Source organism: Variimorphobacter saccharofermentans (assembly GCF_014174405.1).
Lineage (GTDB): Bacteria > Bacillota > Clostridia > Lachnospirales > Lachnospiraceae > Mobilitalea > Mobilitalea saccharofermentans.
Genome location: NZ_JACEGA010000001.1, coordinates 2,268,178 through 2,288,560, shown reverse-complemented (window position 1 = coordinate 2,288,560; position 20,383 = coordinate 2,268,178). Strand labels below are relative to the sequence as shown.

13 protein-coding genes and 1 other annotated feature are annotated in these 20,383 nt (G+C 37.8%); of the genes, 8 read left to right on the top strand and 5 right to left on the bottom strand.

The annotated features are described in order from the left end of the window. Nucleotides 1–191: 191 nt before the first annotated feature. On the bottom strand, nt 192–665 hold the full coding sequence (locus H0486_RS10040; RefSeq protein WP_228352881.1) for a pyridoxamine 5'-phosphate oxidase family protein: 474 nt from the start codon (nt 663–665) through the stop codon (nt 192–194). 335 nt (nt 666–1,000) lie between these two features. On the opposite strand from H0486_RS10040, the gene H0486_RS10035 reads away from it, so the two are divergent. The 7 genes from H0486_RS10035 (at nt 1,001) to yicI (ending at nt 12,920) form a co-directional block, all read left to right on the top strand. Next, on the top strand, nt 1,001–3,286 hold the full coding sequence (locus tag H0486_RS10035; RefSeq protein ID WP_228352880.1) for a glycoside hydrolase family 95 protein: 2,286 nt from the start codon (nt 1,001–1,003) through the stop codon (nt 3,284–3,286). A gap of 30 nt (nt 3,287–3,316) precedes the next feature. Further along, nucleotides 3,317–4,357: a sensor histidine kinase gene (locus H0486_RS10030; RefSeq protein ID WP_228352879.1), complete on the top strand. Its 1,041-nt coding sequence runs from the start codon at nt 3,317–3,319 to the stop codon at nt 4,355–4,357. Nucleotides 4,358–4,378: 21 nt separating this feature from the next. Beyond that, on the top strand, nt 4,379–5,902 hold the full coding sequence (locus H0486_RS10025; protein ID WP_228352878.1) for a response regulator transcription factor: 1,524 nt from the start codon (nt 4,379–4,381) through the stop codon (nt 5,900–5,902). Nucleotides 5,903–6,003: 101 nt separating this feature from the next. After that, complete coding sequence (locus H0486_RS10020; protein ID WP_228352877.1) at nt 6,004–7,455, top strand: ABC transporter permease; 1,452 nt, start codon at nt 6,004–6,006, stop codon at nt 7,453–7,455. Between the two features lie 42 nt (nt 7,456–7,497). Beyond that, on the top strand, nt 7,498–8,460 hold the full coding sequence (locus H0486_RS10015; protein WP_228352876.1) for a carbohydrate ABC transporter permease: 963 nt from the start codon (nt 7,498–7,500) through the stop codon (nt 8,458–8,460). 52 nt (nt 8,461–8,512) lie between these two features. Beyond that, nucleotides 8,513–10,321, top strand: coding sequence for a type 2 periplasmic-binding domain-containing protein (locus H0486_RS10010; protein ID WP_228352875.1), 1,809 nt, complete (start codon nt 8,513–8,515; stop codon nt 10,319–10,321). 253 nt (nt 10,322–10,574) lie between these two features. After that, entirely contained in the window at nt 10,575–12,920 is a 2,346-nt protein-coding gene (gene yicI, locus H0486_RS10005; protein ID WP_228352874.1) for an alpha-xylosidase, read from the top strand. A 260-nt stretch (nt 12,921–13,180) separates the two neighbouring features. On the opposite strand, the gene H0486_RS10000 is transcribed toward yicI, so the two are convergent. Further along, complete coding sequence (locus H0486_RS10000) at nt 13,181–14,542, bottom strand: sn-glycerol-1-phosphate dehydrogenase (protein WP_228352873.1); 1,362 nt, start codon at nt 14,540–14,542, stop codon at nt 13,181–13,183. A gap of 263 nt (nt 14,543–14,805) precedes the next feature. On the opposite strand from H0486_RS10000, the gene H0486_RS09995 reads away from it, so the two are divergent. Continuing rightward, nucleotides 14,806–16,662 carry a trypsin-like peptidase domain-containing protein gene (locus tag H0486_RS09995; protein ID WP_228352872.1) on the top strand — a complete coding sequence of 619 codons (1,857 nt, stop codon included), beginning with the start codon at nt 14,806–14,808 and terminating at the stop codon, nt 16,660–16,662. Between the two features lie 127 nt (nt 16,663–16,789). On the opposite strand, the gene H0486_RS09990 is transcribed toward H0486_RS09995, so the two are convergent. The 3 genes from H0486_RS09990 to H0486_RS09980 form a co-directional block, all read right to left on the bottom strand. Then, nucleotides 16,790–18,667, bottom strand: coding sequence for a DUF4914 family protein (locus H0486_RS09990; RefSeq protein ID WP_228352871.1), 1,878 nt, complete (start codon nt 18,665–18,667; stop codon nt 16,790–16,792). A gap of 46 nt (nt 18,668–18,713) precedes the next feature. Continuing rightward, on the bottom strand, nt 18,714–19,217 hold the full coding sequence (gene purE, locus H0486_RS09985) for a 5-(carboxyamino)imidazole ribonucleotide mutase (RefSeq protein WP_228352870.1): 504 nt from the start codon (nt 19,215–19,217) through the stop codon (nt 18,714–18,716). Nucleotides 19,218–19,455: 238 nt separating this feature from the next. After that, complete coding sequence (locus H0486_RS09980) at nt 19,456–19,821, bottom strand: DUF2294 domain-containing protein (protein WP_228352869.1); 366 nt, start codon at nt 19,819–19,821, stop codon at nt 19,456–19,458. 238 nt (nt 19,822–20,059) lie between these two features. Next, nucleotides 20,060–20,306 (top strand) — a binding site (T-box leader). Nucleotides 20,307–20,383 lie beyond the last annotated feature (77 nt).

The window sequence follows — 20,383 nt, the reverse complement described above, 5'->3', positions numbered from 1 at the left end:
TACACTGCAGAGACTACAACTTACTTCACACACTGACAGAAAACACATTGTTAATTTTTTATGTCGATAGGGTGAGCATAAAAGCTCGCCCTATTTATATAAAATCAACAACATGATTTTTCTGACGACGCATTATGATAAATCATAATCCATGTATTTTTTAGGTAAAACCTTTCTTCCTGCCGAAAGAATTATGATTTTTTTAACCGTTTTCCGGTAATCTGATTCACTTTAAGCTGAAGAACTTCAACAGCATCCAGATATCGTTGGTCAAAGGTAAAATTATCACGTTCACTATACTGCTTCATCAAAATGGTCAGTGCTTCTACCTTCTGGTCAGCGGGTAATATAGTAATTGTCCCATTTCCACAGATACTTTCATATTCCATACTATAGTCACAGGCATTTACTCCTTCCAATAATTGATGGGAACAATCCAACTCAAAACCTACATTGGGATTGCTCTTTATCAAAGATATTTTTTTACCTTCTTTTGCACAATGAAAATAGAAACCGATCTGTTCCTTTTTATATAAGATGCCAAAGTTTAATGGGATAATATATGGATATCCTTCATCAAATAAAGCGATTCTACATACATCACATTTCTTAATAATATCAACCATATCGGAAATATTGCTGACTTCTCTGTCCTTTCTTCTCATGTTCATACTCCCTTCCTTAGAAATTATATTTGTTAAGTGTTGTTAATTGTATAACACATCATAGAGAATATCAACTATATATCATTAAGAGCAACTATAAAAATTAATGTGTTTTATATTAAAAAATATGGATTAAAAATAATGAATTTATTCGATATAATTAAACTGCATATATAATAAATATATAGACATATGTTGCATTGAACAAAGAAAAATACAGTTGATTCATTAATTGATAGACCAATTTTTCATTGTTATCGTTTATGGTATAATTATTTTGATTACAATGAAAGGATGGCTATCTATTTTGATACAGACGGATTGGAGGAAATTACTTGAATCATAGATTATGGTATACATCTCCTGCGACAGAATGGTTGAATGGATTGCCCATCGGTACAGGAAGACTGGCGGGAATGGTCCTTGGAGGAATTGAGGAAGAGCGAATAGCACTGAATCATGAATGGTTATGTGTGGGACAAAATAAAGACCGCAGAAATGAAGACCGAAGCAGCTATTTACCCCGCGTGCGTCAACTTCTGAAAGAAGAAAAATACGAAGAAGCAACATTGCTGGCTAATGAAGCTTGGGGGGGAAATGGGGGTATCAGTGATCGTCCCACTATGGAGGATTCCTATCAACCAGCAGGAGATTTCCGGTTTAAAATAGAACAGGGAGAGGCTAGTGATTACCGGAGAGAGCTGGATCTGGAGAAAGCGAGAGTCAAGGTTACCTACGATGCAGACGGGAGGCATATTTCCAGAACATATATCGGACATCTGATAGAAGATTGTATTATATCACGGATTTATGCCAAGGAAGAAGAAATCAGCGCTACTTTTTGGCTTGACCGGGCACCGGATTCCCGCTGTGATATTCGATATGATATGGGAAATGCCACGATGATTATGCATGGAGCATTTCATCGTGGAATGAAGTTCTGTGTAAAAGCAGACATTAAAATACGTGGAGGAAAAATTAAGACCATAGAAGGTAACCGATTACAGGTAAACGGCGCGAAAGAGATCCTTGTATTCTTGAATATTGGTACAGACGTGAAAGGAGAGCTGCCCTTAGAGGAGTGTCGCAGAAATCCCCTTCCGGTGAAATCCTGGGATCGTCTCTATAAGGAGAATATTCAGGAACATGAAAAGAACTATGGAAGACTACGCTTGAATATATATGAAGAAGAGCCTGATTTACCCACAAATGAACGTATCAAAGCCTATCGGGAGGGTGGAGATGATGTAACACTGCCCTTACTCTATTTTAATTATGGCAGATATCTTCTTTGTGCCTCTTCAGCTAATGGCGAGCTCCCTGCAAATCTCCAGGGAAAATGGAATGAAGAACTGATGCCAGCATGGGATTGTGATTATCACTATGATGTGAATTTGCAGATGAATTACTGGCCTGCAGAAAGTGGACACCTGGAAGATTATACCGAATCTTTAATTGTATATTTAGAAAAAATGATACCTTATGGAAAAGATGCGGCGAAAAAGCTATTCGGTTGTAATGGCATATGGCTTCCGCTTTCCTCCGATGTATGGGGATGTGCAACACCGGAGACCTATGGATGGTCCGTATGGGTTGGAGTAGCTGCCTGGCTTGCCCAGCATATGTGGTGGCATTATGAATATGGACAGGATATGGAGTTTTTAGAGAAACGGGCTTATCCATTTATGAAAGAGGTTGCTGCTTTTTATGAGGATTTTCTGGTGAAGGATGAGCAGGGTATTTATCAGGTAATGCCTTCTCAATCACCGGAGAACCGTTTTGTAGGTGGAGGAGAGATGCCAGTTACCATCTGTGTATCCTCTGCCATTGATATCGAATTAATTATGGATCTGCTTAGTCATGCTATAACAGCAGCAAAGAGGCTGAGAACGGATTCGGATAAAATTGAAAAATGGAATGAGATATTGACTCACTTGCCACCGTTACAGATTGGGTCCAAAGGTCAGCTATTGGAATGGAATAAGGAATTTGAAGAGGTGGAACCCTTTCATCGCCATGTGTCCCATCTGTTCGGAGTATATCCGGGGGAGCAAATCGATCCGGAACGAACACCGGAATTGTTCCAGGCTGCCAGAGTATCCTTGGAAATGCGTCTGGCTGCTGGTGGAGGATATACTGGTTGGAGCCGTGCCTGGGTTGCATGTCTATATGCCAGATTTGGAGAAGGAGATTTGGCATGGGAGCATATCAGAGCATTAATCGGAGATTATGCAACGGAAAGCCTGTTAGATTTACATCCACCCAAGATATTTCAGATTGACGGGAATTTTGGGGGTACAGCTGCAATTTTGGAAATGCTACTTCAGAGTTACCATGAGGAGCTTCATTTTCTGCCTGCTTTACCCAGTGGCTGGAAGAAGGGTAAAATCACAGGTATGAGAGCCAGAGGAGGTTTTACCGTTGATATGGAATGGTCAGATCACAAATTAGTGAAGGCTAGAATCCTGTCCATCACAGATAGAAATTGTGCGATTAAGAAGATTTACAGCAAATATCATATTCGAGACAGCTGGGGTAATGAAGTCGAGTATATCATGGAAGGTAATAAAATTGTTTTCCATATGATAAAAGACCGTATTTACTTGGTTACGGTAGATTAGTCATATGGATAGTATACATGAGGATGGAATATGGGACAATTAAAGGATTTGATTTATAAAGTAAGAAGAACCAGACTGATTAAAAACATATTTATAATCTATATCATTTGCGAAATTATACCATTAGTATTTCTCCTTTTCTTAATGAGAAATGACTCAAGAACACAAATGATTACTGCAGCTTGTATCATTATAATATGTGTTATCACCTCAGTGATCTTATTGGGAATATGTACCGAAAGATTTATAAAGAGATTGGATGAATTTAAGAATCAACTCCACAGGGCAGCTGCAGGGGATTTTCAAATATATGCCAGTCATGAGGACAAGGATGAAATCAGTGAGTTATATCATGATCTCCATATTATGATTGATAGTATTCAGCAACTGACTGCTACCGTTTATGAGGAACAGGTACAGAAGGAAAAGCTAAATAGCCGCCAGAAGGATGTTGAATTTAAGATGCTGGCTAGCCAGATCAATCCGCATTTCTTATATAATACCCTGGAAACAATTCGTATGAAAGCCCGTTGTAATGGTGAGTTAGAGATTGAAGAGCTTGTTAAGATGCTTGCGAAGATCATGCGTCGAAATATTTCAGTGGGAGACAAGCTGGTGACACTGAAGTCGGAATTGGAGCTGGTGGAATATTATTTAAAAATTCAGCAATACCGATTTGGTGGTAGAGTTAGTTATCAAATCTTAGAAAAGTGCGAAACGGAATATCTAAAAATCATGCCCTTAATCATACAGCCCGTAGTGGAGAATGCTTTTGTTCACGGCCTTGAAACTAAGGAGGGAGAAGGGCAAATACGGATTATCGTTGAAAAGAAAGATAGTCTGATAATCGAGATCATTGATGATGGTATAGGAATTCCCAGGGATAAACTTGAGGAAATCAATGAAAACCTCAATGATTTTCGAAAACTGACTCGTAGTAATATCGGACTTAGTAATGTAAATCAGAGAATTAAGCTATTGTACGGTGAAGAGTATGGACTGTATATTGAGAGCGAGGAAAACATAGGAACTAAGGTTATTATTAAGATTCCTGAAGATATCAGACTGTAAATACTCTGGAAGGAGCATGGTATGTATCGATTAATGATAATTGATGATGAACCGGTGGTTAGAGAGGGAATTAAACAACTAATTTCGTGGGAAAAATATAATTTCGAGATATGCGCCGAAGGAATAGATGGAAAAGATGGTCTGCGAAAGGTTCTGGAATTTTCGCCGGATTTAGTCCTGGTTGATGTAAAAATGCCAGGAATGAGTGGAATTGAGTTGATAAGAGATGCGAAAAAAGAAGGATTTGAAGGAAAATTTATCATATTAACAGGATATTCCGATTTCGAGTTTGCACGATCTGCTGTTTCACTTGGGGTACGTGCCTACTTATTAAAACCCATTGATGAGGAAGAACTTATGGAGAACATCCAGGAGGTTCGGGAGGAATTAGATGCGAAGAAAAACCTGGATGACTATTATACTTTAAGTGAGCTAATGGCAAGAAGGGAGGTACTTAACCGGCTTCTTATGCATGCAGAGGATAAGGAGACACTTAGGAAAGAGATTAAGCTATACGGTATGGATTTTAATTATCACTCCTTCTGCATTGCAATTCTTAATCGAAAGGAATTCTATATCGATGCCAATGATCCATTAGTAACTAAGGAAATGGAAGGTATGATCGGGAAGAACCTGATGAATGTTGATAAGATTACCATAGATGATAAGCTGATATTAATCTGTAAGGGAAGCTCCTATCAGAACATCTTGAAAACTCTAATAAGAAATAATGATAGAATTAAACAAAGGTATGGAGAGGGGTATTTTATCGCTATTGGTCATGATGTTGCAAATTGGGAGGATATCTGCTTTTCCTATGAGTGTGCGAGGTTATTATTAGAATACGAATTTCTTTATAAAGAATTGGATGCGGTGAGTATTGATATCCTTAATCAGATTAATCCGAAAAAAGGAGATAAGTTTTATGACAAGCTTTGCGATATGATAGAAATTGGAGATACGGAAGCGATAGAAGAGATCATTCAGAATTTAAAAAACACATATAAAAATGAACTGATGAAGGAATCAGAAATAAAGATTTTGGTCATTCATAATCTAGTACTGCTTCATAGTGTAATTGACCATAAATATGAAAGCAAAAAGGATAGCTTTCCAAATTTAGATCAATTACTTGTAGGTATTAAAGAGGCAGATAATCTGGATCACTTAATGGAAATGGTTTTGAATTATTGCATTGAAACCACAAAATGCATCGGAGTATCTACATCGGATGCTGTTGTAAAACGTATGTTAGCCTACATGGAGAAAAACTATAATCAGGATTTAAAGCTGGAAAACATAGCTAAAATGTTAAACTATAACAGTGCATATCTTGGAAAAATATTTAAGAAAGAAACTGGAGAGAGCTTCAATAATGTATATAATAAAATCCGAATTCAGAATGCAAAAAGACTATTACTTGAGACGGATCTAAAGATATATCAGGTATCTCAGCAGGTGGGATATAGTAATATTGATTATTTTTACTCGAAATTTAAGAAATACGTAGGAATCAGTCCAAAAGAATTTAAACATAAGGATTAGCAAATCTAAAAATTAGGGTGATTTCAATCAATATATTTGGGTATTTTTTTTGTAAATAATAGATAAAATATATATATTAAAATACTAAAGGAGTGTGCACGATGCATGATATAAAAGCAAAAAGAATCGATGCATTACTGATTATCTTAAGAATTATTGTTGCTCTTATAGTTATAAGTATCTTTTTACCTTTCTTTAACCCTGCCAAAATAAGCGATTTAGTGAATAAAAATATTTCCTTTTTTACATCGGGCTTTTCGTTCTCTACTTTAGCAGGTGGGTTTAAACGTGCATTGCAGAAGAAATGGGTAACTGAAGCAGCTCTCAGAACCCTCAATACATCTTCACTGGTTGCATGTACCAGTATCGTGATAGCAGGTATTTGCGGATGCCTTTCCTTAGGAGAAATCAAATTTAAAAAACTATGTACGATGGTTATTTTTATATCTAGTACAATCGCCAGTATTTCTTTAATTGGTATATTTGATACTTATAATTCGTTCACATTAAGCACAAATCTAAAAAAAGTTGAGCCAAGCATCCCCTTTGCACTTCCGGCGCTTCTTGTAATGTTAATCATTTGTGCCATTCTTTCGTTAATTATCTATTTGCTTCTTGGTAAGACACCTAAAGAAGCAAGATTTGAAATGAAGCAGAAATATTATCTGTTTTTATTATTTCTTCCATTTATTATTTTATGTTTTATCTTTGCCTATTTACCTCTGTGGGGATGGAGATACGGTTTATTCAATTATAAGCCCGGTCGGGAATTAAATAAGGATACCTTTGTCGGGTTTAAATGGTTTGCCTATCTTTTTCAGAATCCTGCCTCCAGAAAGGATATTGTCAGAGTAATGAAGAATACTCTGGGAATGAGTGGATTGGGAATTGCAACCTCCTGGTTTTCTATGGCATTTGCTATTTTCCTTTCCGAGATTAAGGCAAAAAGATATCGTAAGGTAGTTCAGACTATTACAACTATTCCGAACTTTATTAGTTGGGTTTTAGTGTACGCCTTTGGATTTGCGCTTTTAGCAACGGATGGATTAGTGAATCGTGTCCTTATAAATCTTGGAATCATTGACAACGGCATTAATTTTTTAATGGATGGAAATCATATTTGGATTAAGATGCTCTTATGGGGAATCTGGAAAGGCCTTGGATGGGGAGCAATCATTTATCTTGCAGCAATTAGCGGAATTGATCAGCAGCTGTATGAGGCAGCAACAGTGGACGGGGCCGGTCGTTTCAAAAGAATGTGGTATATCACGGTTCCCGGCTTACTTCCTACATATTTTGTACTTTTAATGCTATCCATCGCCGGTATCTTAAACAACGGTATGGAGCAGTATTATGTATTTAAGAATGCAGCGAATAAGTCCACCATCGAAGTACTGGATTTATATGTATATACCTTAGGTCTTGGTACCGGAGGAACTGCCAATATCGCTCTCGCTACAGTAGTAGGAATGATGAAATCCATCATCAGCGTAGTTCTTCTTTTCTTTGCAAACGGCCTGTCGAAGCTAATACGTAAGGAAAGTATAATCTAAGTACACTGATATTTGGTGTAATCGTCAGAATGGAGGATTAGAATGAAATTCGATGAAATGAAAAGCGATGAAGAAAAGATCGATAAGCGAATAAAAAGAAGACGCAGACAGTTTCGATTGTCCACCGGAGATATCATTTTCAATATTCTTAACTATACTTTTTTTGGGTTGTTTACGTTTATTTGCTTTCTTCCTTTTTATTATATTTTTATCAATACCATCAGTGATAATGAGCTTGCGAATGCTGGGCTAATAACACTGTTACCCAAAGGAATACATTTAGAAAACTATTTCGCATTAAGGAATGTGAATAATTTTGGAACAGCGGTTGTAGTTACCGTAGCGAGAACCGTGATCGGAACTTTATTAATGGTAATTGCCTCTGCATTCTGCGGATATCTGGTTACCAAGAAAGAAATGTGGGGACGCAAATTCTGGTATCGGTTTTTGATTATTACAATGTATTTTAATGCCGGTTTAATTCCATGGTATTTGAATATGTCAATGCTTGGATTAACAGATAATTTCTTGGGTTATATTATCCCGGGAATAGTAGCGCCGTTTAATATCATTTTAGTAAAAACTTATATTGAATCAATCCCGGCAGAGCTGGAAGAGAGTGCCTCCATGGATGGAGCGGGTTATTTAACACGTTTTCGGATAATTGTATTCCCACTCTGCAAACCGATCTTAGCGACGGTGGCAATCTTTGGTGCTCTGGGACATTGGAATTCCTTTATTGACTCCATGATCTTAATGGGAAATAAACCACAGCTTCAAACGTTGCAGTATGTATTATATATATATCTAAATCGGGCTAATAATCTGGCATCGATGATGAAACAGGGCGGTGTATTGTCGGAAGATATGATTGCAGATGCCTTAAGTGGAAGAACTATCAAATTCACGGTAGCCATGGTATCCATAATTCCGATTATATGTGTTTACCCGTTCCTATCAAGATATTTTCAAAAGGGCATCATGATTGGTGCTGTAAAGGGTTAGGTTTCTAGCACAAGTGCTATAAATAAATTATTATTTAGGGAGGAAATGATGTATGAGGAAAACGAAGCGATTGTTATCTGTCATCCTTGTATTAGTATTCTTCGGCTCCATCTTAGTGGGCTGCAGCAACACTAAGAAAACAGATGAATCAGTAAATGAGCCTGCGAATACTGAAAATCAGGATGATGAAGTACAACCGGATGATGAAGCTACAACTGATTCCGCAGAGGAGAACACAGGTAGTCTGGAAGACATTATTCCGGATGAAACCGTAACACTTACTGTCTTTAGCCAATTAGCAAATTACAGCGGAGAACAGCTGGGTTGGTTTGCTAAAATAATGTTAGACAAATTCAATGTAAAATTGAATATTGTGAACGCACCGGAGGGTGTATTCGCAACTCGTATGGAATCCGGCAATCTGGGAGATATCATCTTATTCGGAAGTGATACGGATGAGTATCACCAGGCAATAGATGCGGGAATGCTTCTTGATTGGAATGAAGACAATATCTTAGCAGAATATGGTCCTTATATCAATGAGCATATGCAGAATGCATTACAGAAGAATGCAAGTCTTTCACCGGATGGAAAAACCGTATATGGATTTGGTTATGATGTAGGTTCCTCACCAACAGAGCATGGTATGTTTTTCTATCATCCCGATATTCGCTGGGATCTATATGCACAACTTGGATATCCAAAGGTATCTACGCTAGAGGATTATATACCGATTCTTGAAGAAATGGTAAAAGCAAATCCGAAATCTGATTCCGGAGCACAGACCTATGCTATGTCCTTATTTAAGGATTGGGATGGGGATATGGTTATGTATGTAAAATCCCTTGGCGCTTTATATGGTTATGATGAATTCGGCTTTACTCTGTACGATGTTAATACTCAGACGGCACAGCCAATCTTAGATGATAATAGTATGTATATCAGAAGCCTTAAGTTCTACAATGCATTATATCAGAAGGGCTTATTGGATCCTGATTCTATGACTCAGACCTATGATGATGCATGTAATGCATACCAGGATGGTGCTGCATTCTTTAATATCTTTACATTCTTAGGAAGAGATTTATACAATACTGCAAATCATACCTCTGATGGTAAGGGTATGTATGCGTTAACAGCAGATGACATGAAGGTTCTTACCTATGGTTTGAATATTTATGGCGGCAACAGAGTATGGGCAATCGGTGCAAATACCGAATATCCTGAATTATGTATGGCGATTATTAACTATATGTCAACTCCGGAAGGTGTTATGGTTAACGAATACGGTCCTAAAGGTGTGACTTGGGATTATAACGAAAACGGAAAGGCATATCTGACAGACTTAGGTGTTGCTTGTAAGAGCGATATTACAACACAAATGACTGGTGATTACAGTGGTGCATTCGAGGATGGTCAGGTTAAGTGGAATAATTCAACCTGGAGTAGAGATAGTATTAATCCGGAAGGAAATGGTGAAACCTATAATTACCTCTTCTGGGAAAGCTATAACTCCCTACCTACGACTGTTGCAGAACAGGCTTGGAAGGATAAAACCGGTTTCTTATCAGCAGATAATTATTTAAAGGATACTGGTAGATTTTCTATTTCTTTAGGTTCCGGTTTTGCTATGGATACGAGAGATGATGAGTTGAATACTCAATGGGCACAGGTGGCTGAATGTGTGAAATCTAACTCATGGAAGCTCGTTTACGCTAAGGATGATGCAGAATTTGACAGAATTCTTGCAACATTTATTGAAGAAGCAAAAGGATATGGCTATGATACTTGTGTAGAATGGTGCTTGCAACAGGCCGAAAAGAGAAAAGCAAAGGAAGATGAATTGCTAGCTTTGCAATAGGAGATAGTATCAATTCTGTCGGAATATAAGGTGATACGAAACAGGAGGATATCTCGGACATCTGGAAATCAGAATACGGGGATATCCTCCTTTCAATAGTTGAAATATGCCATGGAAAAGCAAACATAAAACATTTTCATTTTATGAAATGTTCTTTATGATAAAGATATAGGTATAACGTTAGAAGACGTTTTAGTAACTATGCGAAATAATGGTCTTTGTTCGCTAATGAATAAACGAAGGGAGTATTATTATGAAATTTAGTAACGGATGCTGGCTGCATAAGGAAGGAACCGAAGTTTTTTCTCCTGCGGAGGTATACTTTTCAAAAAAAGATAAGAAAGAGCTTCGAATATGTGCACCAACTCATAAAATCGCACACAGGGGAGATACCCTGGGAGGGGTTAATTTAACAGTAAGGATTTCTGCTCCTTATCCGGAAGTGCTTAGAATTAGAACAAACCACTACATGGGAGTTCGAAAGAGAAATCCCGAATTTGAACTAGATATTGACAAGGATAGTAGCCTGGTGGTTGATGAAAATGACTGCGAGATTACCATTATGAGTGGAAGTCTGCGCCTCGTGATTAATAAAGCCAATTGGAAAATGACATTTTACCGTGACCAGGCTAAGCTGACAGATAGTGGGTGGAGAGATCTGGCATATGTGAAAACTCAGTGGAAGGGACTTCCCTATGATGATGGTGGCATGCACGATACTTATATGAGAGAGAGACTATCCTTATCGGTAGGAGAGTTGATATACGGTATGGGAGAGCGCTTTACTCCCTTTGTAAAAAACGGACAATCTGTTGATATCTGGAATGAGGATGGGGGAACCTCTACGGAACAGTCCTATAAGAATATTCCTTTTTATATCTCGAATAAAGGATATGGTGTATTCGTAAACCACCCGGAAAAGGTATCCTTTGAAGTGGGTTCCGAGATGGTAAAGAAGGTACAGTTTTCAGTACCCGGCGAGGAACTGGACTACTTTATCATCAATGGTCCAACGATGAAAGAGGTGTTAATGCGATATACTGATATAACAGGAAAGCCAGGTTTGCCACCGGCTTGGACCTTTGGGCTCTGGCTTTCCACCTCCTTTACTACGAACTATGATGAGGCAACGGTTAACAGTTTTGTAGAAGGAATGCTGGAGAGAGGTATTCCGTTAAAGGTATTTCACTTCGATTGCTTCTGGATGAAGGAGTTCCACTGGAGTGATTTTACCTGGGATTCCAGAGTTTTCCCGGATCCGGCAGGAATGATAAAACGATTAAAGGAGAAGGGATTAAAAATCTGCGTATGGATTAACAGCTATATCGGACAGGAATCCTCCATGTTTGATGAGGGCGTAGAAGGAGGATATTTTATCAAACGTCCCAATGGTGATGTGTGGCAATGGGATATGTGGCAGCCCGGTATGGCCATTGTTGACTTTACCAACCCGGAGGCATGTAAATGGTTTGCATCCAAGCTTGAGGCATTACTTGATATGGGCGTGGATTGCTTTAAAACTGATTTTGGAGAAAGAATCCCTACGGATGTTGTATATTATGATGGTTCAGATCCAATGAAGATGCATAACTATTATACTTATCTGTATAATAAGACCGTTTATGATGTGCTAGAACGAAAAAGAGGGAAGGGAGAAGCTGTTCTGTTTGCAAGAAGTGCAACGGCAGGTGGTCAGAAGTTCCCGGTACATTGGGGAGGAGACTGCTGGTCCGATTATGAATCCATGGCTGAGAGCTTACGAGGAGGATTATCTCTGACTATGTCCGGCTTCGGTTTCTGGAGCCATGATATAGGGGGCTTTGAAAGCACCTCAACTCCTGATGTATATAAACGATGGTGTGCCTTTGGACTTTTATCAACTCATTCCAGATTACACGGAAGCACCTCCTATCGTGTTCCCTGGGCATATGACGAAGAAGCAGTTCAGGTAGTTAAGTTCTTTACAAGGCTGAAAGCCTCATTAATGCCTTATTTATTCCGCAATGCCATCGAAACCTCAATAACCGGTATCCCTTCCATGAGAAGCATGGTTATGGAATATACCTCGGATCCAACCTGTGCATATCTTGATAAGCAGTATATGTTAGGAGATTCCCTGCTAGTCGCCCCGATATTTAATGACGAGGGAATAGCCAGCTATTATCTGCCGGAAGGAAAATGGACCAGCTATCTGACTGGAGAGGTTAAAGAAGGAAAAGCCTGGTATCAGGAAAAACAAGATTATTTCAGTATTCCATTATATGTGAAAGAGGGAAGTATACTGGCAGTTGGAGCAAAGGATGAGGAAGCAGATTATGATTATGCAGATCAGGTAACTTTAAAGGTTTATGAATTAAAGGAAAACGTATCCTCTACAACTGTAGTATATAATAACAGCAAAGAACTATCCCTCAAAGCGGAGATAATTAAAAGAGAACATATCATTCAGATTGATGTATCAGCGGAAAAGTCCTATTTTGTTGAATTAGTTAATGTGAATAATATAGTATCGGTAGATAATGGAAGCTTTCAAACGAAAGGAAATAACACGATAATAACTCCTTCAGGAAAAGGCCCTGTTGTCTGTCACATACAGTAAAATCTGATTGAATAATATCATATTAATAATTGATTATAGTAGGACTGTAGCATAGTAACTGCAGGGAAGGGACTTACCATAATGCACTGTCGGAAGAACATATTGTTGATTTTATATGTCTCAGGCGAACATTTATGTCCGCCTGAGACATATAAAATCAGCAATGTGTTACTTCCGTCTGTGTGTGAGGTAAGTCCCTTCCCTGCAAATATACTATGCTACAGCTCCATGAATTTATTTAATACAGATTAGATGTCTTACTATTTTTGAGCAAAGTATGCCCAGACTTCTTCAGCAACCTCCTGAGTGATACCAAGATCAAATAAAATCTGAAGAAGACCATACCGATTTCGAAGTTCTTTCGCTGCGATAAAACTATTGATAAACAGCGTTTTATCGATCCCAATAGCCATAGGGTCTGAAGGAGCCTGTAGGGAATCAAGCATATTACGAATATGATTAGCAGAGGGCAGAGCATTAATTCTATCCTTCATTGACGGCCACATCTGTTCCATACGCTTTAGCCTTGTCATAACATTTTCAGGATCATTTTTCCTGACTTTGTTTTCCAATTCAATAACAGATTCGTAAGAATTTGGATAACATAGTTTCATGTTTGCTTCCCATTGTGTGCTGGAGTATCTGGAAGCATTTTGTTCGGCCTTTACAAAGTCTATTGGTTGAGAAGCAAGTATTTCGTATGCTTTCAACACCGCTACAGTGGCAATACCTACTTTTGTACCATGTAATATAGGCTTTTTATTTTGCATAAGGTACATCATTTCCCAATAGTGGGATAGATGATGCTCGCTACCGGAAGCTGGTCTGGAATTACCGGCAAAGCTCATGGCAATACCTGAGAGTACCAGGGCTTCCATAATATTTTTAATAACTCCTGAATTTTTATTTTTCAATAATTCTATATTTGCTGTAGTGGTTTCAAGGGATTCCTTAACCATATTAACTATGGTTTCGCAATAATACTCGTCGGTTATAAGGCTGGACATATTCCAATCACAAAGACAGGTGTATTTGCCTAATATATCCCCAACACCAGCTGCAATCATATTCATTGGAGCAGTCGATAATAGATTTACATCCCCGACAATTGCGATGGGGGTATGAGCTTCGTAAGTGGTTTTCATATTCTGGACAATTAATGGAGCAACATTGGAGGCATAGCCATCCATCGATGGGGCTGTACCAACGATTATATAGGGAATATGGAATTTATAACTGATAAAACGGCTGATATCATTGATCGTACCACTTCCTATAGCGATGAATATATCACAGTCCCTATCATAATGAACCAGAACTTCGCCAAGCGTTTGCTCGTTCGGCACCGGTTCAGAGGAGGGAATTATATAGTCTGAGTAAGACAGCTTTTCCTGATTTAATAGATTGATTATTTTCGATCCAAACAATTGATAAGTGGTTCGGTCATAAAGAAAAAAAGATTTCTTGATATTTAATGAGTAAATAAGTTCAGGCAAACGATATATTGCATCTTCATCAATCAGAATCTGCTGTATCCCTACAGAATGGGGTTTGCCGCAATTACAAAAGTATTCTTTATTAAGGTAATCCGCTAAGGAACGGTCGTTATTCATCACAGTCATAATATGCCTCATTTCTTCTTATATTTTCTTGTGTATTTATTAAAAACTCCGATTACATGCATGAAATAATCTTACAGCATATACACTATGTATTATTATATCATGAACAGGAGGGAAAGCCCAATAAAATGTAAAATTAAATAAATGCATTAAAATGTCTTATTATGGAAAAATGTGGTATATTTTTCGAACTTTATGTTGCATTTACATATATATCCGTTATAATTAATATTATACAATACATTGATGGGAGGAACTCAGATTTGCAGCAGAGGATTAAAGCATTATTAAAATTACTATTCGTTTTTACACTATCATTTTCTACGATATTTATTTCCGGACTATCCATATCCAGTATTAATACCATAGTGATTGCTGAGGCAGCGGTAAAAGCCCCTTCATTGAAAGACAAAAGTATAACTCTATATACTGGATATGATACATATAAAGTTGAGATTAAAAATTTATCAAAAAACGCAACCGTAAGCTACAAATCTGATCGGACCAAGGTTGCAACTGTTACAAAGAACGGTACAATAAAGCCAATTGCAAAGGGCTCGGCTAACATCACTGTTACAGTAAAGCAAAATGGGAAAACCTATAATTTGAAATTAGAGGTTAAAGTTAAAAAACCTTCTGTTACATTTTCAAAATCGACAAATTACCTCAATGTATCTGATACCTTCCAATATACAGCTAAAGTGAATGGAATGAATGATGAGGTTAAATGGAGCACATCTGATTCTTCCATAGCAAGCATTAATTCCAAGGGAAAGGTTACCGCACTCGCACAGGGAAAAGTATATGTTTATGCTGAGGCTGGTGATAAGACTGCAAGATGTACTTTGGAAATTGGGCAGAATCGAATTGGGACCTTTTCTACGAATGTTACCTTATATGATGAGACTACTATATGGATTACTGCTAAGGATATGAATGTTTCTACTAAGGATGAGATACTTTCCTATGAATTGGATAAGAAGAATATAATAAAATGTAAATGGGGTGAAACCTGGACCGGTAATCAGACTTCACTTAAAATAGAGGCTTTAAAGCCCGGAACGGATACGATTACAATAAGCTCAGATAAAACGCATGATAAGCTGATTATCAATGTCACAGTCGAAAAAAACAGAAAAACAAAAAAGGAATATAGTTCAAAGGAAATATATCAAAAATGCGGTCCTGCAACAGTAGAAATTGAAGTAAGTAAAGATGATGGTGAAGCTCAGGGTTCTGGTTTCTTTATTGATAACGGTGTAGTAGTTACTAATTACCATGTTATTGATGGAGCAAAAAGGATTGTGATTAAGACGAATAATGGTCGCGAGTATGAATGTAAAACCATTCTCGGATACAATGCTTTACTTGATTTAGCCGTATTAAAGATTAATTGCAAGAATGAGAGCCTGGTAATTAGTGAGACAAAATCAGTGGTAGGGGAAGATATCTATGCACTAGGAAGCCCCCTCGGGTTATCTGGGACGATGACAAAAGGAATGATTTCAACTGCATCCCGTATCATTGAATATGTTGATTTCATTCAGATTGATGCACCCATATCGAATGGTAATAGTGGTGGCCCATTGGTGAATGTATATGGTGAAGTGATTGGTGTTAATACCATGGGAGCCACTTACGGACAGAATTTAAATTTTGCTGTAAATATCAATGAATTAAAAAAAGTCACAACGAACAATCCCATCACGGTGGCTGAATATTACGAAGAGTATAGTAAGCAAATGTTTGATGATTTCTTGTATGAAGATGATGAAACAAGTAACTCCATGAGTACCTGTCAGACAATTGATCCAAAAGTCTATGGCATAGGAGAAGCAGAAAAAGATGAGAAGGTAGACTATTACAAGATTAATATAACTCAATCCACTACCTTGCATGGGCATTTGCTAACTTACAATAATTCAGATTATATGAATGTTCAAATTGCTTTATATGATCAGAATGGGACATTAATTGGAACCTGCTTTCCAATAAATGAAGATTGCATACAAAAGCTAGAATGTTCGATAGAAGCGGGAACTTATTACTTAGGAATTTCCCTTGTTGATTACTATACCGGTGAAGATATCATATATGCATTTGGATATCGTTGTGAATAGTAATTAACTTAACCGTTATTTGTGTATCATATAAAATATGACTTACCTCACACACAAGCGAAAATTCATTCGTCTACAGTGTATTTGGTAAGTCATATTCTTTATATAACATATTGTAACGATCTTATTAGAATCTCATTGGTATTAGATCAATATATTCTTGCAGAGGAGCATCTCGAAGAAGACATTCAATGATTTGCTTACCCAATGGATCCAAATCTTCTGTGTTGAATTTAGATGCTTCTTTATTAAAGAAATCCAGTAGAATTTTCGCACCCTTATCATAGCCGTCAGTTCCGACTTCCTGTTGACGTTCCGGTTGCAGGAACGCCCTGCGGATATACTGTCCATCTACTTTAAGGGAAGCCAGTCCATATCCAAGAAGAGTACAACGCGCTTCCTTTAGGTGTTCCGGCTTGAACTTTGCGCTACCGCGTCGTGCAATATATTCTCTGGCAACCCATTGTGGATTAAAGCTTACTTTATATACACCAATATGTTGATTGGGAATTAGTACATATCGTGTACTGGATGAATTTACAATCTGATTGAGGAGCAGATTCGCCTGCTTTACCATTTTCCCTGTTGCAAAGGGCCAATAAGAACCTACACCCTCACTAATCATACCGGCTTCGCTAACGATACTTGGATTGTTATAGCCTCTTGGTGCCACGAGTCTCCATAGCCAGGCAAGTGCCGGAGGAAGAATATGAAGCATTCCAAGAATACCATAGGAGGGATTTTCTCTTGTACATGGCGGAGTTCTTACACCAAAGCTTCGAACATCGACCTCAACAGGATCCATAACAATATCCGGTACTAAACGTCTCGGAAGAATTGCTCTAGGATTCGGGCAGGGATTTCCATCAGAGTCTAAAGTATGCTCCCATACAAGACAGGTAGCCTTTGGTACGGCTTGAATATTCAAAAAAAGTAATGGCTCCTTCGGTTGCGTAAATATCTTTTCATACTGGGGAGAGGTGCCATAATTCTGTATATGATCCAGTCGTAAAAACCAGCCATTTTCTGCATCCTGTACTACAAGCTTATTACTATTGTTCTGCATACTGGGATGACAGAGCGCCATATCATCGGTAACCGGTCGTAATTCACAGGACTCATTCAAATCCAGATAGTATTTTTCTCCTGTTTCAAGGTTTTCACCCAGTATAATTCTACCATCTGCTGCACGATGAGCAGGTTCAATCATTTCGCTTTTACCACCACCGGAAGCACCTTCATGCATAATAACAATTTCATTATCATAAGGAGTTATTACCTTTACTGTTGAAGCATGAGCTGTTAGCCAGTTTTCACGTTCACCAATATTGAGTAATACACCGTAGATTCCTTTTTTAGCACTGGGACCAGGGTATAAGTTGTAAGAGAATACCTCATGTACTCCTTCTAGACGATTGTGTACAACGATTTGCTTACCGTCAAAATGTGTATGACGGAAGGGTGGTGCAAGGTATACGATTGCCTTCGGATTAAAGTTATCCGATATTTCGTCAATACTTAAGAAGCCTTGTAAATCAGCTAGTGCACATGCAAAGAATGCTGCATTTGCAGGGGTGATTAAGAGGGCATCATATCCATATTGATATCCACCTGCCTTAAAGGGAAGTGCAATTAATTCCTGATTTTGCAACCAGTCAAAGGTATCTTTTCGTAAAGGCTCAAAGTCTTTTTGGTATATATCTTTATATCTGGGTTTATCGGTATCCTGATTATCTCCAATTACGAGGCTGTCTGGATCACGACGCCTCATATAGTCTTCTACGTAATTAACGGCTACACCATTCTTACAGCGGACTACGTTGGCCTCAACAACATTACCCTTATCTTTCACATGATAGGATACTTCATAAGTATCACTTCCGCTGTTCCCGAAAGCAAGCTCTATTAATTCTTCTCTTGTTTTTGGAAATATAACCTTTTGGCTGTTAGTGAGAATGTTCCTTACATCATCGGCTAATATCAATTTATTTAGGTATTCTTTCATGCATAACTCCATTTCATAATTTATAGATCATAGCTTATAACTATGATTACATCTTCCACCACATCTCAGTCTGAATCTTCTCATCCTTTTCCATGACTTCCTGAGTCATATCGGACTTCATCTTATCAAGCTTTTGACTTAGTTCTTCATCATTGATTGCAAGCATTTGCACAGCAAGAATAGCAGCATTATCAGCTCCGTCAATGGCCACTGTAGCTACAGGAATTCCTTTTGGCATCTGAACTGTGGATAAAAGTGCATCCAAGCCATCAAGAGTGGATGACTTAATGGGGATACCGATTACAGGCAATGTAGTATGTGCAGCAATAACCCCTGCAAGATGTGCAGCTTTACCTGCGGCACAAATTATAACACCAAAACCATTGGCTTTTGCGTTAGAAGAGAAATCACATGCCTGTTTCGGTGTACGGTGAGCACTCATCACATGTACCTCAACAGCGATACCAAAGTTCTTAAGAGTGTTAATGGCTCCTTTTACAACAGGAAGATCACTATCACTTCCCATAATAATTGCGACTTTTTTATTCATCATTTCCTCCATTCTGCCGCCTGTTGTACGGCATATTAATTTGTGACAATAGAAAGGCGTACTTTCTATTGTATATGAAAAACACATAAGTGCATTTCGTTCATATTTGGATGGCCTAAAAAGTAAAAAAACCGGTACCTTAAGAATCCTCCCAAGATATCGGCTTACTAACAACTTAACAGCTTCATACCCGTATCTGCATACGATGAAGCAGGTTATTTTGTATTGTCTTCCGTTACTATTTTGTTGTTATCATCTCTTCGATGTTTCTATCAGTTGTAATAATGATAATCTTTTCGCCGGTCTTCGTACTTATATCGGAATGGGTGCTGACTATAGCTACATCTAATATATCTGTTATCAATGTTTCTAGATATCCGCGCCCGCCTTCAAATAATGAGGATCGAACCTTTTTAAATAATTCAATACCCTGCGGATTATCGGTGAGTTTTTGTTCGGATGGACTTAATACGCCAGATAATCGGATCAGTATCATATCGTTAATTATGTATGTGCGTATTAATTTTGGACCTCTGCCCATATATTCTAATTCAAATTTACTGACAGCTTCGCTTAGTTTGGCTTCTAATTGTCCTTTTGTCACTTGTTCATCACCTCTAAGTGTTATAAATATAACTTATTTATATAACGTTGTCAATAAAAAACATTTGCTTTCTGCCAGACAAAATCCAACCCAATAGGAGAGGAAAGAATCCCCTCTTTTAAAAGATCTGTAGTTAAGTTTATAAGTTAAGATACTAATTTCAAGAAATAAATGTTAATTTTTACATTTTACTACTTGACATATAGGTTTATCCATTGTTATAATGCGTTTAATATATATTAAACCGTTGAGCAAGACGAGTAAGATTAATTGATTGTATACAGAGAGCTGCTACTGGTGGGAATGCAGTTACAAAGGTTATTCTGAATGGACTTGTGAGGGAAGCCTGAAATCATAGTAGAGTAGGCGCTTACGGGAACCCTGTCCGTTATCAGTGGGGTGCATATGATAGTATGTAAAATGAGTGGGTGTATTATACATCAAACCGGGTGGTACCGCAGAAGTTATAAGCTTTTGTCCCTGTAGATTACAGGGATAAGAGCTTTTTTTGTATCGAAAGGACCGCAAGCATACTATTTGATTTGATAATTTATGGAAAGGA

Excerpts from the sequence above, each read along its gene's own strand:
- H0486_RS10040 (WP_228352881.1), bottom strand. The coding sequence starts at position 665 with ATGAGAAGAAAGGACAGAGAAGTCAGCAATATTTCCGATATGGTTGAT.
- H0486_RS10030 (WP_228352879.1), top strand. The coding sequence starts at position 3,317 with ATGGGACAATTAAAGGATTTGATTTATAAAGTAAGAAGAACCAGACTG.
- H0486_RS10025 (WP_228352878.1), top strand. The coding sequence starts at position 4,379 with ATGTATCGATTAATGATAATTGATGATGAACCGGTGGTTAGAGAGGGA.
- H0486_RS10020 (WP_228352877.1), top strand. The coding sequence starts at position 6,004 with ATGCATGATATAAAAGCAAAAAGAATCGATGCATTACTGATTATCTTA.
- H0486_RS10015 (WP_228352876.1), top strand. The coding sequence starts at position 7,498 with ATGAAATTCGATGAAATGAAAAGCGATGAAGAAAAGATCGATAAGCGA.
- H0486_RS10010 (WP_228352875.1), top strand. The coding sequence starts at position 8,513 with ATGAGGAAAACGAAGCGATTGTTATCTGTCATCCTTGTATTAGTATTC.
- yicI (WP_228352874.1), top strand. The coding sequence starts at position 10,575 with ATGAAATTTAGTAACGGATGCTGGCTGCATAAGGAAGGAACCGAAGTT.
- H0486_RS10000 (WP_228352873.1), bottom strand. The coding sequence starts at position 14,542 with ATGACTGTGATGAATAACGACCGTTCCTTAGCGGATTACCTTAATAAA.
- H0486_RS09990 (WP_228352871.1), bottom strand. The coding sequence starts at position 18,667 with ATGAAAGAATACCTAAATAAATTGATATTAGCCGATGATGTAAGGAAC.
- purE (WP_228352870.1), bottom strand. The coding sequence starts at position 19,217 with ATGAATAAAAAAGTCGCAATTATTATGGGAAGTGATAGTGATCTTCCT.